Origin of the sequence: uncultured Fibrobacter sp., from assembly GCF_947305105.1 — a bacterium.
GTDB lineage: Bacteria > Fibrobacterota > Fibrobacteria > Fibrobacterales > Fibrobacteraceae > Fibrobacter.
Genome location: NZ_CAMZCS010000023.1, coordinates 37,627 through 52,393 on the forward strand (window position 1 = coordinate 37,627; position 14,767 = coordinate 52,393).

At 49.9% G+C, this 14,767-nt stretch carries 10 protein-coding genes and 1 pseudogene; 4 read left to right on the forward strand and 7 right to left on the reverse strand.

Going from position 1 to position 14,767, the window contains the following annotated elements; translation table 11 throughout:
* Positions 1-65: 65 nt before the first annotated feature.
* The 3 genes from Q0Y46_RS10645 to Q0Y46_RS10655 all read right to left on the reverse strand — a co-directional run bounded on the left by Q0Y46_RS10645 (position 66) and on the right by Q0Y46_RS10655 (position 6,965).
* Complete coding sequence (locus tag Q0Y46_RS10645) at positions 66-2,117, reverse strand: OmpA family protein (RefSeq protein WP_297947274.1); 2,052 nt, start codon at positions 2,115-2,117, stop codon at positions 66-68.
* A 31-nt stretch (positions 2,118-2,148) separates the two neighbouring features.
* A complete protein-coding gene (locus Q0Y46_RS10650) occupies positions 2,149-5,577 on the reverse strand; it encodes a hypothetical protein (protein WP_297947276.1) in 3,429 nt (1,142 codons plus the stop codon).
* Between the two features lie 119 nt (positions 5,578-5,696).
* The gene (locus Q0Y46_RS10655; RefSeq protein ID WP_297947278.1) at positions 5,697-6,965 is read right to left on the reverse strand and encodes an argininosuccinate synthase; all 1,269 of its coding nucleotides are present in this window, start codon (positions 6,963-6,965) and stop codon (positions 5,697-5,699) included.
* A 109-nt stretch (positions 6,966-7,074) separates the two neighbouring features.
* On the opposite strand from Q0Y46_RS10655, the gene Q0Y46_RS10660 reads away from it, so the two are divergent.
* Together Q0Y46_RS10660 and Q0Y46_RS10665 are read left to right on the forward strand one after the other, a co-directional pair.
* Positions 7,075-8,124, forward strand: coding sequence for an MlaD family protein (locus tag Q0Y46_RS10660; protein WP_297947280.1), 1,050 nt, complete (start codon positions 7,075-7,077; stop codon positions 8,122-8,124).
* Between the two features lie 8 nt (positions 8,125-8,132).
* Complete coding sequence (locus tag Q0Y46_RS10665; RefSeq protein ID WP_297947283.1) at positions 8,133-10,241, forward strand: ATP-dependent DNA helicase RecG; 2,109 nt, start codon at positions 8,133-8,135, stop codon at positions 10,239-10,241.
* A 336-nt stretch (positions 10,242-10,577) separates the two neighbouring features.
* Here Q0Y46_RS10665 and Q0Y46_RS10670 read toward each other — a convergent pair whose 3' ends face one another.
* Positions 10,578-11,207, reverse strand: coding sequence for an FISUMP domain-containing protein (locus tag Q0Y46_RS10670; RefSeq protein ID WP_297947284.1), 630 nt, complete (start codon positions 11,205-11,207; stop codon positions 10,578-10,580).
* Here Q0Y46_RS10670 and Q0Y46_RS10675 point away from each other — a divergent pair.
* Positions 11,173-11,874, forward strand: a complete 702-nt coding sequence (locus Q0Y46_RS10675) for a hypothetical protein (protein ID WP_297947286.1) — start codon at positions 11,173-11,175, stop codon at positions 11,872-11,874. The two genes, Q0Y46_RS10670 and Q0Y46_RS10675, sit on opposite strands and share 35 nt — an antisense overlap.
* Here the strand turns inward: Q0Y46_RS10675 and Q0Y46_RS10680 are convergent.
* Both Q0Y46_RS10680 and Q0Y46_RS10685 read right to left on the reverse strand, forming a co-directional pair.
* Positions 11,848-12,759 (reverse strand): Rpn family recombination-promoting nuclease/putative transposase, encoded by a 912-nt coding sequence (locus Q0Y46_RS10680; protein WP_297947288.1) that lies wholly within the window; start codon positions 12,757-12,759, stop codon positions 11,848-11,850. The two genes, Q0Y46_RS10675 and Q0Y46_RS10680, sit on opposite strands and share 27 nt — an antisense overlap.
* 216 nt (positions 12,760-12,975) lie before the next feature.
* Entirely contained in the window at positions 12,976-13,521 is a 546-nt protein-coding gene (locus Q0Y46_RS10685) for a fibrobacter succinogenes major paralogous domain-containing protein (protein ID WP_297947292.1), read from the reverse strand.
* Here Q0Y46_RS10685 and Q0Y46_RS10690 point away from each other — a divergent pair.
* Positions 13,520-14,194, forward strand: a complete 675-nt coding sequence (locus Q0Y46_RS10690; protein WP_297947294.1) for a hypothetical protein — start codon at positions 13,520-13,522, stop codon at positions 14,192-14,194. The two genes, Q0Y46_RS10685 and Q0Y46_RS10690, sit on opposite strands and share 2 nt — an antisense overlap.
* Here Q0Y46_RS10690 and Q0Y46_RS10695 read toward each other — a convergent pair.
* Positions 14,136-14,767: pseudogene (locus Q0Y46_RS10695) on the reverse strand (hypothetical protein); the annotation flags it as partial. The gene Q0Y46_RS10690 and the pseudogene Q0Y46_RS10695 overlap by 59 nt on opposite strands.

Below are 14,767 nucleotides of genomic sequence, written 5' to 3' on the forward strand. Positions count from 1 at the left end.
AACGACAAAAATCCGGCCAGAGGCCGGATTCTTTGTTTTATTGTCTTATTATGTTAGCCTGTTCGCTACGGTTTCGCTGCCGGAGCGGGCTTGTCTGCGGGTTTTGCCGGAGCAGCCGGAGCTGCCGCAGGAGCGGGCTTGTCTGCGGGTTCTGCCGGAACAGCCGGAGCTGCCGCAGGAGCGGGCTTTTCGACGCTTTCTTCCATCTTCTCCGAGAATCCGGAGTCACCTTTACCTTCCTTCTCGAACGGGATGAGTTCCACGCGGCGGTTCTTGGCGCGGCCCTCGTCCGTCTCGTTATCGGCAAGCGGCCTACGCGTACCGAAACCAACGGCGCGCAAACGGTCCTTCGCGATGCCCTTCGAAATCAGGTAGGTCGTCACGGAATGAGCGCGGTCTTCGGAAAGTCTCTGGTTGTAGTCTTCCGTTCCCACAATATCCGTGTGGCCCTGCACTTCAAGGTTCGCTTCGGGGAACTCCTTCATGAGCGCCACGATGTCGTCAAGAGTCGGATAGCTGTTCTGGGTGAGCTTCGAAGAATTGAATTCGAAGTTGATTCCCTTCTTGAGCAGGTTCAAGTCATGCTTCTTCTCGAGCGGGCAACCGACCGTATCCACGGCAACACCCGGGATAGTATTCGGGCACTTGTCCTTGTAATCGGGCACCTTGTCCTTGTCGCTATCGAGCGGGCAGCCGACCGTGTCGACCGGGACTCCCAGCGGAGTATTCGGGCACTGGTCCTTATAATCGGGCACCTTGTCCTTGTCGCTGTCGAGCGGGCAACCCACAGTATCAACCTTCACGCCCTTCGGGGTGTTGGGGCACTGATCCTTGTAATCGTACACGCCGTCTTCGTCGGTATCGAGCGGGCAGCCTTCCACGGTCACCTCGACTCCCTTCGGGGTGTCGGGGCACTTGTCCAGACCGTCGAACACCTTATCGCCGTCGGTATCGATGCCACAACCGTCGGCATCCACCACGATGGGCTTAGGCGTATGCGGGCACTTGTCCTTGTCGTTCTTCACACCGTCACCGTCGTCGTCGCCCACAGGAGGCTTGCCAAAGGTCCAGGTGAGTTTCGCGATGCCGGCAATGAGCGGGTGCGCCACATAGCAGTAGTGGAGCGTCTTGCCGTTCTTGCCCTCGTATTCGAGCATGAAGTCTTCGCAGCCGTCCATTTCGTCGTCTACGTCGTAACCCACGTTGAGCAGGTTCCTTATGCCAATGTCGATACCCATGGCAAATTCGATGTCGCCAAGGAAGTCGAGGAACGGCACCTTCAAGCTAAAGCCGGGCGTGAGCAACATCGGGTCTACCAGCGGATTGATCGGGTAGTCGTTGTTGCCAAGACGCATTTCGCCGCTGAATTCCAGGAACGGATGGAACCATTCGTACATCATGTAGTTGATAGCGGTACTGTACACGAGCGTATTGGAACCGTCGCCAAACACCGCCATGAACCCAAGGCTGGAATTCCATATAAGCGGGAGACCCCGCTTGGTGTAATCCACTTCGGCGACACCCGTAAGCCCGACCACGACGCTATTTGCGGTGTAGGCATACGTCGGGCCACCGTTCCCGTTCAGGAACCAGGCATGGCGGGGGCGCATACCGGCATTTTTCCAGCCCGTGGGCAGGTACAGGTCGAGCACCGCCGCCGTCCTCAAGATATCGGGGCCGAAATGTGGAGTGCGGTACTTGCCATAAAGCTGGAGGTCACCAAGGCCACCCTCAATCATGCCCGCCCAGGCCGCCTCACCGGAATAATCCTTGGCGTGGTCATAATAGATGGGCAAGCTGACGCCTACATCCAAATCGTCGCGCAGGCCAAAGGCGAAATTGAAGTTACCGGCGAGCGCACCGTCGATACGCCCCTCTTCCATGTCGGCATCCCACACGTCAAGCTGCTGATTGGTCCCGTCCGGGCCTACAAACTTGCCCGCGCGGGTATAACCCCAGTTGTCAGTGGCGATGGTTCCACCAGTCCCTGCACGGAAATGGAAGAACCCGAGAGTGTTAGCATCTTGCTGGTGCAAGCCGGTCTTTCCCCCGAGCAGACCCGTCTGCGCGAAGGTCGCCGCCTGCACAAGAAGCAAGAATAAAAGAATTTTTTTCATCTACTTTCTATTTCCTTTGTTCTTACTTTCTCTATGCTTGGCCAGAATACCAGATGCCATCTTGACAACGCGGGGTCATACGCATGAAGGGATATTCGGGGCAAGTCCAACTATCATAATCGTCATAATCCACACATCCTTCCGCATTTTCCGTTTCTTCACAAAAATCCACAGTCGTGCATGCTCTACTTAGCGTATTATGGTTATCGCAATAATCTTCCACGGACGAGCATTGTGTCAATCCCATCTCCTCAAGAGTCATCCACTTACCATAATCATTAGGTCCATTTTTGTAATTGAAGTTGTAGTAATATTTTATCCCTCCATACAAGCACGGATGATCACAAGACGATTCCTCGCCATCTTCTTCTACAAATTCACTATGCATTGCCGAGCAAGCGGTTTGGACATCGGTCACCTTTATACAATGTACATTTGAAGCTGAATCTCTACGAATCTTGTAAACCTCCGGCAACACAGTCCCTTCCATAGTATATCCGGATAGGAATATAATGTAGTCCCTATAATACGAATAAACCACATTCCTGCTGAGATAGGACTCGTCTTCCGGATCATACCGATCATACACCTTATTGCAAAGTTCCTCACCTGTCCGGTAAGCCGAAGCAGAAGTAATATAAGGAGGAGAATAAACGATTTCTTCCCTCAGGGATTCCTCGTGGACAGAGTCCTTGACAAGGCAGACAGAGGCGGTTTGCGCATAGCAATCCCCCCCACTAGGAGCACACTCTTCTTTTTTGATATTCTGTTTATTTTGTTCACAATAATCATGTATGTTGAGGCAGGTTTCGCCATCGGCTAACGTAATCCACCCCCCCCTCTTTAAGCTGTAATAGAATGTCCTGCCGGCATAGTCACAACGGTAATTGCAGGGCTCATCAAGCCAAGGTTCACCACCGTTCGGAGCAACGATTCTCGGGCATTCCCTATCAGGATCCACTTGATTCCAATCCCTATGGATAGACGAAGAACTTCCGATATATTTTTCTATTTGGTCACAAGTATATTCGTCGCTACCAGAAGAAACAACCGTATCGATGATGCTGGAATTGCAGGCCTTATTCAACTTGAGATCAAGGTTACCCGCTATAGTCCAGCGGCAATTTACATAAGAACGTTTTGCCACCGTAACTTCGCCGTCCGCCGTTTCTTCCCAAACATAATCGCAATCACACTTGTAATGTTCCATACCGGTCCTATCGGACAACTTCCATTCAAGTGAGTCCATTTTATAAATCGCAGAGGTCTTCATCAAGGTTTCGGTACAAACCCCGGACATGACTTCGATTGGTTCTGCACGAAGCCATTTACCCACACCATTGTCATTAAGTTTGCACACAACAAAACCCTGTCTTAGCTTAGTTGCATAGATCGTGTCAACTTCATTCACTTTAGCCGAATCACATTCACCCAATTGAATACGGGCAAGTGGATCAATCTCATACACAGGGACAAAAGCCTTTTCCGATGTATCACACCTAAAGAAGGTTTCAAACTCCGGAAGCGTGAACAACGAATCCTTCGTTTCGGCATTGCACACTTCACCGATAGTATACTCGTAATAACTGACAGGCTTGCCGACAAGGTCGCCCGTAGAATCGGCCACGCACTGGAAATACTGGGTACCCATTCCACCGACTCCCGATACAAGGGAGCCCTCCTGTTTCCCATTACAAATGGCAGACTTCATGTCATTAGACCTTTTCCAAGATTTCTCCTTACATTCAGCAACAATCGACGTGCCCATGGAATCGATTATGAAGAACTTACCCGCAGTCGAGTCATTGCATTCGCCTGCAATGCTGCTTGCAATCGCATCGATACTCTGATCGAATTTCGCTATAGGATACCAAAGTTCCAACCTTCCATCACACTTGAAGTACTTGAACAAACCTCCCGTAACATGACTTTCGTAAATAGGAGCCTGTTCCAGGTTGCAAGCAGGCAATTCATAAGCATCCTTCAGGCCATGCTGGGTAATTTTTTCATAAGCATTCTGCGTATCAGGAATTTCTCCACTCTGCCCATTCATGCGCAAGTTGAAATACACAACGTAGTAGTCAATAAAGAATATGGGGTATTCGAAACCATTCTTCAACTTGAATAACGGCTGGTTAATTGCCGTCTTGAAATTACCTTCCTTCGCAAAAAGTTCCCTGTAATCGGCGTAGGTCCTGTTATAATTAGATACATAGTTAGAGCTGGATTCAAGACTTGAAAGAACCATAGGCCAGCTTATTGCGGCAGAAATTTCATTGATTTCAATTGTATCCGACATGTAGAAGTCCACCGCGTAGAAATCCTTGCCGAGGGCCAGTGCTTCGGTAATTTCGTCGTTAGCCTGCTTGCTTGCCTTGGCGAAGTCCGTTCCTTTTTTCTTCATAAGCGTTTCGATACGGGCAGCCTTGTAATCGCTTACGAAATCAACAACAATGGTATCGCCGTCATCCATATTGACAAACGCCATATAGACAATTTCGGAGGTCCCTTCTGAACTTTGACTACGACCATTACCAGAACCGTTGCTGCGATCAAGTCTCACACGGAACTGCGCATAGGAGTTCATCATGTTCGTTATATCGACATCGTTTGCAAGGAAACTCACGTAGTAACTCACTTTGTACAGACTAGGATCTTCGTAAGTAGTAATTATTGTCTGCTTTGTGAGATACAGTTCCGAAACAAAATTCTTCCCAGTCCTTTCAAAGTTGGAATCCACTTCCATCACAGTCAATTCAGCCGAATTGCCGAAATCATAGAGACTTACATCTTTTTGATACGGGAACCTGAACATGACGGTCTTCTTGTAGTGCTTAGTCAGGTTCTTGTTAGGGATAAGCGTCGGCAACTGGATGATGCTTGAACCCGAGCCGCATGATATCTTCACGTTGATGAGGGAAGCCTCCGTGTCGGTCCAACTCGAGTCCATACGGCAGGAAAGGCTATCCACCAACATCTCGGTGAGAGTATCGATAACGGAATCGGCCACCTTCTTGGATACAGTCCTGGAAACACTGTCCACGTTGACTTCCTTGCCGTTCTGTCCAGCCTTGCCGTCGGCACCATTCTGACCGGCCTTGCCATCGGCACCCTTCTGGCCGTTCTGACCATCGGTACCGTTCTGAACAGTACCGATAGTCTTGCCATCGCATATAATCTTGTAACCGGAGGAATCCTTCAGGGGCTCGGACTTGCATCGGAGGTCCACGGCTTCAGAGGCGTTGACCACGGACCATTCGCCATCGGTACAGGCATAAAGGACACCGGTCGACTTCACGAGGGCCATTTCCCCTTCGTTCTCGCCATTACAGGCAAGACTGTCGAGAGAATCCACAATTGCGTATTCGTCGTTGTGGACGTGGATAACGTCATCACCGCAAGCGGTGTAAAAAAGTGCTAAAAAGCTAGCAGCAGACCATGTAAGAAATAACTTTTTCATATTTCCCCTTTTTTTGTTAAACCCACCCCTAAAATAGTAAAAAAAAGTTTTCAACAAATGTTGTCCAAAAAAAAGACCCCGCGGAATGCACCGCGGAGCCGATATTTTTTTGTCCTATTTTACTTCTTGAGGCTCGGAACACCACCGAAGTCGACGTTCGTCTTCTTGCCGAGCAAGAGGGCGCGCGTCTTGAGCGGAAGACCGTAGCAGCGGATGAAGCCCGTAGCGTCCTTCTGGTCGTACATGTCGACGTCGGTGAATCCACCGAGGCCCATATCGTAGAGGCTGTAGGGGCTCTTGATGCCGGCCGGGATAATGTTGCCCTTGTAGAGTTTGAGGGTCACATCACCGGTAACAACCTTGTTCACTTCGTTGAAGAAGGCGTCCATAGCCTGGCGGAGCGGAGTGAACCACTGGCCATTGTACACGAGGTTCGCATACGTCATGGACATCTTCTGGGCTTCGAACAAAGTTTCCTTGTCGAGCACGAGCTGCTGCAGGCATTCGTGAGCCTTGTACAGGAGCGTGCCACCCGGAGTTTCGTACACGCCGCGGCTCTTGAGACCCACAAGGCGGTTTTCGACGATATCCAGGAGACCGCAAGCGTTCTTGCCACCAATCTTGTTCAGGTATTCGAGGAGTTCGACAGCACCCATCTTCTTGCCGTCGATAGCGACCGGATTGCCCTTTTCGAAGGTAATCGTCACGTGGTCGGCCTTGTTCGGGGCCTTCTCGTACGTGGCCGTGTGCTTGAGGAACTCGTACTTGTGTTCCTGTTCCGGGAATTCCAGAACACCACCTTCGTGAGAGAGGTGCCAGAGGTTGCCGTCTTCGGAGTAAATCTTCTTCTTGCTGATGCCGTTGAGCGGAATCTTGTGGGCGGCAGCGTAGTCGATAGCGTCTTCGCGGCTATGGAAGTGCCACTTCGGGTCCTTCCACGGAGCGATAACTTCGAGCTTCGGGTTGAGAGCGGCGTAGGTCAGTTCGAAACGGACCTGGTCGTTACCCTTACCGGTAGCACCGTGAGCAACAGCGTAAGCGCCTTCCTTCTCGGCGATCTTGACCTGGTACTTAGCGATGAGCGGACGAGCAAAGGACGTACCGAGGAGGTAAGTGCCTTCGTACTTTGCACCGGCGCGAACGGTCGGCCAAACGTATTCTTCAAGGAATTCCTTCTTGAGGTCGAGAACGTAGCACTTGGAAGCACCGGTCTTGAGAGCCTTTTCTTCGAGAGCCTTTGCGTTCGGGAAATCGTTCTGTCCCAAGTCAGCGGCGAAAGCGATCACTTCGCAGTCGTAGTTTTCCTTGAGCCAAGGAATGATGATGGAGGTGTCAAGTCCACCGCTATAGGCGAGGACGACTTTCTTCTTGGATTCTGTTTTAGCCATTTTGAATGTCCTTTGAAAAATTTTTAGACGGAATAAATGTAGTAAAAAAAAGTGGTTGGTGATTAGTGGCTAGTAAACAGGACTGCGCAAGAGTTACTATATTCAAAATATGAAGATTTCCAACAGGGCCCTCGGCTACATTTCGATGCTTGCGCTCATCGCCTTTTTTGCGTACATCGCCTATAGCATGTACACGGCACAGCAAAGTGTGAGCCATGTAGCCATCGTCGATTTCGACGAGCTTGGGTCGCTACAACCCGAAGACCCCGTCGTCATCCGGGGATTCAAGGTCGGTACCATCGGGACAGTCACCTGGCTCGGCGACAGGGCGCGCATCACCGTCAAGTTCGATGACCCCATCGTCATCCGCGAAGGGACCGAGTTCAACAACGTGAACTTCGCCCTCATGGGCCAACGCCGCCTGGAAATCACCCCGTCCAAGACGGGAAAAGCCTTACCCGAAGACCACATTTTCATCGGGCACTTTGAGCCGGGCATCGCCGAGGCACTCCGCTTCATCGAAAACGTGAACCAGCAGATAGCCGTCATCCGGGATGTCATCCACGTCATCACCGAAGGCGATTCCACGCACCAGTCCGCACCGGAAGTATTCGAGAACACATTCAATGCCATCGAAGCGTTCTTGGACAGCGCCGACCAAGAAGCCGCAAAATTTTCTCCGAAGATTATGCAATTGTTCAACCAGGTCAACCAGACGAGCCAAAGCATAGGCGAAGCAACTGTCAAGGCAGACTCCACGATAAGGCTTGCGACCAGCGCCGTCAACGAAAAACTTGAAGGCATCCAGAACACGATGAAGACAATCTCGGAGACTGCGGAGAAGACGAACAAGGCCATCACGGATATCGAGAACAGCACGCTCTCTGCCGAAATCCTGAAGACGACGCAGACCGTCGAAAAGGTGAACGCCATCATCGACAAGTTCAACAAGCTGGTCAAGGCCATCAACACCAAGGGCATCAAGGTTTACGACGAGAAGGGTAACCCCGTCAAGCTCATCAAGTGGAAGAACATGAACATCATCGGGCAGACGGCCCGCAGCAAGGCCAAAGACCGCGCGGATTCCGCAGCCGTTCCGACAAAGACAGAAGCCCCGAAAACAGACTCTTCCGCAGTAGCTCCAAAGGCAAAGCAGTAGGCACCGGCATGGACCTTTCGCAGTTACCAGGACTTGGTCCCAAAAGGCTAGAAGCCCTGCACAAGACGGGAATATTCACCGTCAGCGACCTGCTTTACAACATTCCCCGCACCTACCTGGACCAGACAAAGGTTTCCAAAATCGCAAACTGCAAAATCGGCGAGAAGGTCGTACTGATCGGCACCGTGAGGCGCGCCGGTATCGTACGCGGGCGGACATCGAGGTTCATCGCATCGTTTTCCGACGGCACAGGGGAAATCTCGCTCCTGTTCTTCAAGGCATGCCACTTCTGGAGCAAGAAAATCAAGCCGGATTCGCACTGGCTCGTGACAGGCACCGTCGGCGACTACAGGGGCCTGCAAATCACGCACCCCGACATGCAGCCCTTCGACGAGGGTGAAGAATTCAACGGGCGCATCCTCCCCGTCTACCCCATCAGCGAAGCCTGCCGCGAAGCGCGGATGGAACAGAAATTTTTCAGGCAACTGTACGCCACCGTGTTCAAGTTCCCGGGCCTCACACTCCCCGGAGTCTGCCCGCGCGAGCTCACGGACTACCTGCACTTTGCGCCGGTCCTCGACAATTTGAGGGTACTGCACAATCCCGTGGACTTTGCGGCGATTCGCAAGGCCAAAGGCGAACTCAAGATTCTGGAACTCATGCCGTTCTGCCTGCGCATGATCCGCAGGCGGCAAAACCAGATGGTGCGCGGCCACGAAAGGCAAGTCGACCTGGGCCGCGTCATGCAGGCGCGCGCAGCGCTCCCCTTCCAGCTCACCGACGGGCAGGAGAACGCGCTGAACGAGATTGTCGCAGGGCTCAACGGAAAAAAACAATTCCATGCGCTGCTGCAAGGGGATGTCGGCAGCGGCAAGACCGTTGTCGCCATGCTCGCGATGCTTGCCGTATGCGGCGCGGGCGAACAGTGCGCCCTGATGGTGCCTACCGACATTCTGGCAAGGCAGCACTACAAGACGCTCAAGCCGTTTTTTGACGCCGCAGGAATGCACCTGCAACTTTTGGTAGGCGCCACGTCCGCCGCCGAGCGCAACGTGATTTTGGGAGAGTTGCAGATGGGCCTTTGCGAGGCCGTCATCGGCACCCACGCCTTGTTCAGCAAAGATGTCGCGTTCCGTAACTTGGGACTCGTCATCATCGACGAACAACACCGATTCGGCGTGGGCCAGCGCGAAGCGCTGCTCGCAAAGGGCGAATACCCCGACATGCTCGTGATGAGCGCCACCCCTATCCCGCGCAGCCTCGCCATGACGCTCTACGGCGACCTGAAAGTCATCAGCATCAAGGACAAGCCCGTAGGCCGCAAGCCCATCCGCACGCGCCTCGTACCATCCGAGAAGCGCGACGACATGAAAAAGTTTATCTGCAGCGAAGCCGCAAACGGCAATCTCTGCTACTGGATTGTGAGCCGAGTGAATGCCGACGATTCGGGCGATTCGACGAGTTCAGAGACAGGCGAAAGGAGCGCCTACAGCGTCGACGACATCGTCAAGGAAATGCGCAGCTACATCGCTGCCACGCAGGCCGAAACCGCCGGGGGTAAAAAACTCCGCGTCGAGGGAATCCACGGACAGATGGACGAAGCGAAGCGCGACGAAATCCTCAAGCAGTTCGCCCAAGGCGAAATCCAGATTCTCGTCGCGACCACCGTCATCGAAGTCGGCGTGAACGTCCCCGCCGCGAACCTCATGGTCATCGACCAGCCCGACCGATTCGGCCTGGCCCAGCTCCACCAGCTGCGCGGGCGCGTAGGCCGCGGAAGCACACAGGCATGGTGTTTCTTGATGTTGCCGCCGGGCGATGCCGCCGAAGCCTCGATGGAGCGACTCACCAAATTCGCGGGCACCGAGGATGGGTTCGAAATCGCCGAGATCGACTTGCAGACGCGCGGTGCCGGCAACCTCGAAGGCAACGAGCAGAGCGGAGCCTGGGTGTTCCGCTGGTTCGACTGGATTGCCGACCAGGAACTGATTTCCAAGACGCTCACCATGGCCGAGAACATCCTCGCAGACGCAGGCGCATTCGACGAACCCGCCCGCGAAAAAATCCAGACCTGGTACAACGAAAAACCGTCCGCCAATGCAGACGGAGTACACTAGATACAAGTTTCCTCCCCCTTCCACATTTCCCCGGACAAAAACCGCCGTAAAAACGTCTATAGGAACAGACGGGTTTTCTCTCGTTTGCGCGATGCCGATTTCAGTGAATTTGCAAACAACCCCATTTTCAGAGTATCGCAAAACGAAGTGAAATTATGTAAAAAGCTCCGCTCCAAATTCAGATTGAACCGGAGATTTTCCAGAATCATCATCTCCGCAAGAGACAAGCATTAGTAAAGGAAGAAGCAACAGTATCAAATATTTTGGCACGAACTTTTCCTCTGCAAATTAAACATCAAGCAAGAAGGGGGATGGGCTTTGGGCATAGCATGCTCCTTATTCCTTTATACATCGTATTGCTATATAAAAGGCTTCACCATACGATTGATATAGAACATTATTTTTTGAATCGCTAACCTTAACGGCATTCGATTGAATTGAATTGCTATTTTTTATGGCATAAACAGCTGGAGCGATAGAATCTACTTTATTAAAACCAGTAAATCTACTATAATAGCCTGACGGTATAGCAGAAAAACCCGATTCATTTGTAGCAAATTCACTTGGCCAATAGGCCTCATCAGCAAATTTCATTTTTTGACCAGCATTATCATTTCCGAGATAATCAATTAATATTTCCCATTGCGCATTAGCAGGGATTTTCCACCCATCAGGGCATAGATTTTTGTTATAACCATCATACGCCATGATTATCACGTCATATAACCTTCCAAAAATAGAGCAATCGCCCTCTTGCAGAGACTTGTACTCACCACCACCACATACTGAATGACCGCCAAAATAAGTTCCAACAGTGTCTTTGGGCAAATAATTCAAATTTTCCGCCATCCAAACCTGTAATCCGATGGTTACAGTTTTGTACACCTGACCGTCTCGTAAATCCGTCAACGTATTGTTTTCAGCATCATATATGCTATTCAATGCAGGAGAACTTGAGGAACTCATCTCCGAAGACGATGATTCGACCGGATTCAGGCTAGAAGAACTTTCTTCTGACGAAGACGAAAACAACTCGGTTGAAGAGCTCTCTACCGATGATAATGGTTCGTGTTTTTTCTCACTTGAAGAGCTCATGTTTTCGGACGACGACGAATTCTCTTTCTTTTCGCTGGACGAGCTCTTTTCCGAGGACGAGGACTTGTCTTCCTTTACGCTGGAGGAACTTTGCGTGGACGATGATTCCGTCTTTTTGCTGGAGGAACTTCCTTTCACCGAAGAAGACGACGTCTTGGTCTGCTTTACGCTAGACGAACTCGCCTTCACCGAAGACGACTTTGCCGAACTAGAAGAAGTTTTTTCACTGCTGGAGGATTCCACCTCCTGTTCCAGGGAAGAACTCGATTCCACAAATTCCGGCTGGGTAGATGAGTTGCTGGAGCTTTCATCCCCGCAAGACACCAACAGGCAAACAGCACTCAATGGAATCAACAACCGCTTCAACATGGACATTCGCTCCCTTCTTCAAGTTCTCATAGACCAATATATACTCATTTTCCGCCTTTTCACCCCGACCGGGCCAAAAATGCCGTCCAAAGGCGCAAAAAAACGGCCATTAAGGCCGCCCAAAATCACTCAATTATACAAGCTACAACTCGCGGATCTGTTCTTCTGAAAGACCGGTCGCTTTAACAATAAAGGACATATCAGCGCCCATATTGCGCATTTTCTTCGCGATTTCTTCTGCCTTATCCATGGCTCCTTCATAGCGTTCCATGGCCTTGTCAAAGTCGCTCATGTCTACCGTCATAAGATACCTCGAACTGAATCTACATAATTTTACTTCGTTTTGCAACACCTTGAACACGGGATCGTTCGCAAACTCACTGAAATCGGCTTCTCTGTTCAACGTGTCGATGGCGCGGAGCCACTGAGCAAGGCGGCTGCTGTCGTCCGCAAAACGTTCGGCTTTCCTGAAGAACTTCTCCACCTCAATCAGCGTGACTGTCTGCCGGTCAAAATAGACCTGCTGTTCCTGATTGCGCAGCTGTACCGTATGGCGGTAGTTTGCAGATTCGGGGAACGCATCGAAGAACTGGAATCCGACCACGTTCAGGTTTTCAAGACGGGGATTTTCGCCCTTCCTGGCCATGTTGCTTGTAAGACGGGCTACGTAAAGGACCAAACGGTCTCTGAACACCCTCTTGTCTTCATGCTGGACCTCGATGGATATTCGGTCCCGGGGCGTATCGCCATCGCGATCGTTCGTCAGGAGAATGTCCGGCTCTACGCCTCGATAGCCCAATTCCCCCGGGATGAACGGGTTGACGAGTTTCGGGTTCGTGATGCGGTCTGAGCCGATGAGCCCCAGGGCCGCATTCACGAGGTCCGTCGTGAGCATCAGGTTTTGCTCGCTGGCGAGAATCTTCTTGATGCAACCGTCGTTGTAGAAGTATACGTTCCGGTGCTCGTGTTCCTTGACGAATGCGTCAACGTCTCCGCCGTTGTTGTTTATTTCCCTCAGTTTGCCGAGGAACTGCGCAAATTCTTCTCGATTCATATGAGTTCCCATTCCGGGACGCGCCGGTTCGCAAACGGGCGCACGCCCGTTCGTTACTATAGACGTTTATGCGGGGAAATTTTTCCTCGGAAATGTGAAAAAAATGGAAGAAGGTTCGGAAGAGCCCTGATTAAAGTGTTCCCATAATGCAAAAGCCCTGTCTTGGGCAGGACTTTTATTCAACAGGATATTAGGCTAGAAAAGGATGGCATTCCCTTATTTTTTTATGCAACGAACGGAAATTGCATATTGCGGACCAACATACCCAAGATCTCTAAGTGAATCTTCGTCATCATAAATCGTTTTTGATTTCATCTCTACAGACTCAACGGGATATACGAGCATCGATGTTCTATTGTAAGAATCCGTAATTTCGTTAAACCCTCTATATACAGTATAATAGCCAGCTAAAGTAGCTGAGAATCCAGATTCATTCGAATGTTCCATATTTTCGCCCCACATAGAATTATCATCCAATTTCATTTTTTTTCCTGCAACAGAAGCCCCCCCTAAATATTCAATCAATACATTCCAATGAGTCAGTGTTGGAACTATCCACCCATCCGGACATATAACTCGTCCATCGCCAATAGGATCAATAAGAACTTCTCTTGTATACAATCTTCCATGGATAGAGCAATCACCTTCATTAAAGGTTCCCGTTGTACCGCCTCCGCAAACAGTATTCCCCCCATATTTCGTCCCCACCGTATCATCCGGCAGATAATCAATATTTTGAGCCATCCATACTTGAGTGCCGATGGTTACAGTTTTGTATACGTGGTTGTCTCGTAAATCTGTTAATGTATTATTAGTTGCGTCATATACACTGTTTAAAGAGGACGAACTCTTTTCTGATGAAGAAGAACGAACCTCACTAGATGAGTTTTTTTCTGATGAAGATGACACATCCTTGCTTGAGGAGCTTTCAACTGACGAAGACGATTTTTTATCACTAGAAGAACTGTCTTCCGACGAAGATAAAACACCCTTGCTTGAGGAACTCTCAACTGACGATGACGATTTCTTACCACTAGAAGAACTATCTTCCGACGAAGATGATGCACCCTTGCTTGAGGAACTCTCAACTGACGATGACGATTTTTTACCACTAGAAGAACTGTCTTCCGACGAAGATAAAACACCCTTGCTTGAGGAACTCTCAACTGACGATGACGATTTTTTTTCATTAGAAGAAGAGCCTCTCAATGATGAGGACATAATCTTACTTGAAGAACTTAATCCTTCAATAGACGAACTAGATTCTTCTATTTCGGGTCTTACTAGAGGTTTGCTAGAATCATCGTCTCCACAAGACGAGAAAAAAAACAAAAGAACAAATAATATGATTAAAAATTTATACATAGAGATCTCTTTTATAGCTGTTTCCCCATACGGGCCGTGTAACTTATATAGATTATCACATCGTCAATGATATTTGGATTAAATCCATACGTCATTTCATTGTTCTCGTCCTTTTTTGCTTCATAGCCATTAACTGTCAAATTCCATTTTGAAATAGCTCCGGCACCTTCAAACGGATTGAACTTGTCTCCGTCAAAGCGGAAATCAAATTTATCGCCACTTTTATGAGCCGTACTAGTTGCAGATGTTTGAATTCCTATACGATTTTCTATCGTCCTTCCATCTTTCAAATCAAGAGTATTTGATTCCAAAGACAATTCAGCATTTAGATAATGACCAATATAATCCGGAGCAATGACTTCTATACGAACATCCCTAATACGGCGGAAATAGTGATTTAGAAAATCTAACTTGAACAAGTTTTCAGGTATGAAAATCTGACATGTCCCTTTTTTTTGTAAATCGTCTAAAGGATTTTGATCTTTATCTAATATTTTTTTATCTCTTCTCTCAAACAATTCCTTCAAGCTCACCGGCCTCGTTATTTCCAGCTCATTCCTGTCATTCTCAAGATAGGCAACTTCCATTGCATGCAAGTCGGCGAGCAGCTTTTCGCCAGCGAGCAAGCCGCTGTGCAGGCCGT

What these genes read in the sequence shown, in the direction of transcription:
- Q0Y46_RS10660 (WP_297947280.1), top strand. Translation starts at nt 7,075, where the DNA reads ATGAAGATTTCCAACAGGGCCCTCGGCTACATTTCGATGCTTGCGCTC.
- Q0Y46_RS10670 (WP_297947284.1), bottom strand. Translation starts at nt 11,207, where the DNA reads ATGAGTTCCTCAAGTTCTCCTGCATTGAATAGCATATATGATGCTGAA.
- Q0Y46_RS10665 (WP_297947283.1), top strand. Translation starts at nt 8,133, where the DNA reads ATGGACCTTTCGCAGTTACCAGGACTTGGTCCCAAAAGGCTAGAAGCC.
- Q0Y46_RS10680 (WP_297947288.1), bottom strand. Translation starts at nt 12,759, where the DNA reads ATGAATCGAGAAGAATTTGCGCAGTTCCTCGGCAAACTGAGGGAAATA.
- Q0Y46_RS10690 (WP_297947294.1), top strand. Translation starts at nt 13,520, where the DNA reads ATGGTTACAGTTTTGTATACGTGGTTGTCTCGTAAATCTGTTAATGTA.
- Q0Y46_RS10655 (WP_297947278.1), bottom strand. Translation starts at nt 6,965, where the DNA reads ATGGCTAAAACAGAATCCAAGAAGAAAGTCGTCCTCGCCTATAGCGGT.
- Q0Y46_RS10645 (WP_297947274.1), bottom strand. Translation starts at nt 2,117, where the DNA reads ATGAAAAAAATTCTTTTATTCTTGCTTCTTGTGCAGGCGGCGACCTTC.
- Q0Y46_RS10650 (WP_297947276.1), bottom strand. Translation starts at nt 5,577, where the DNA reads ATGAAAAAGTTATTTCTTACATGGTCTGCTGCTAGCTTTTTAGCACTT.
- Q0Y46_RS10675 (WP_297947286.1), top strand. Translation starts at nt 11,173, where the DNA reads ATGCTATTCAATGCAGGAGAACTTGAGGAACTCATCTCCGAAGACGAT.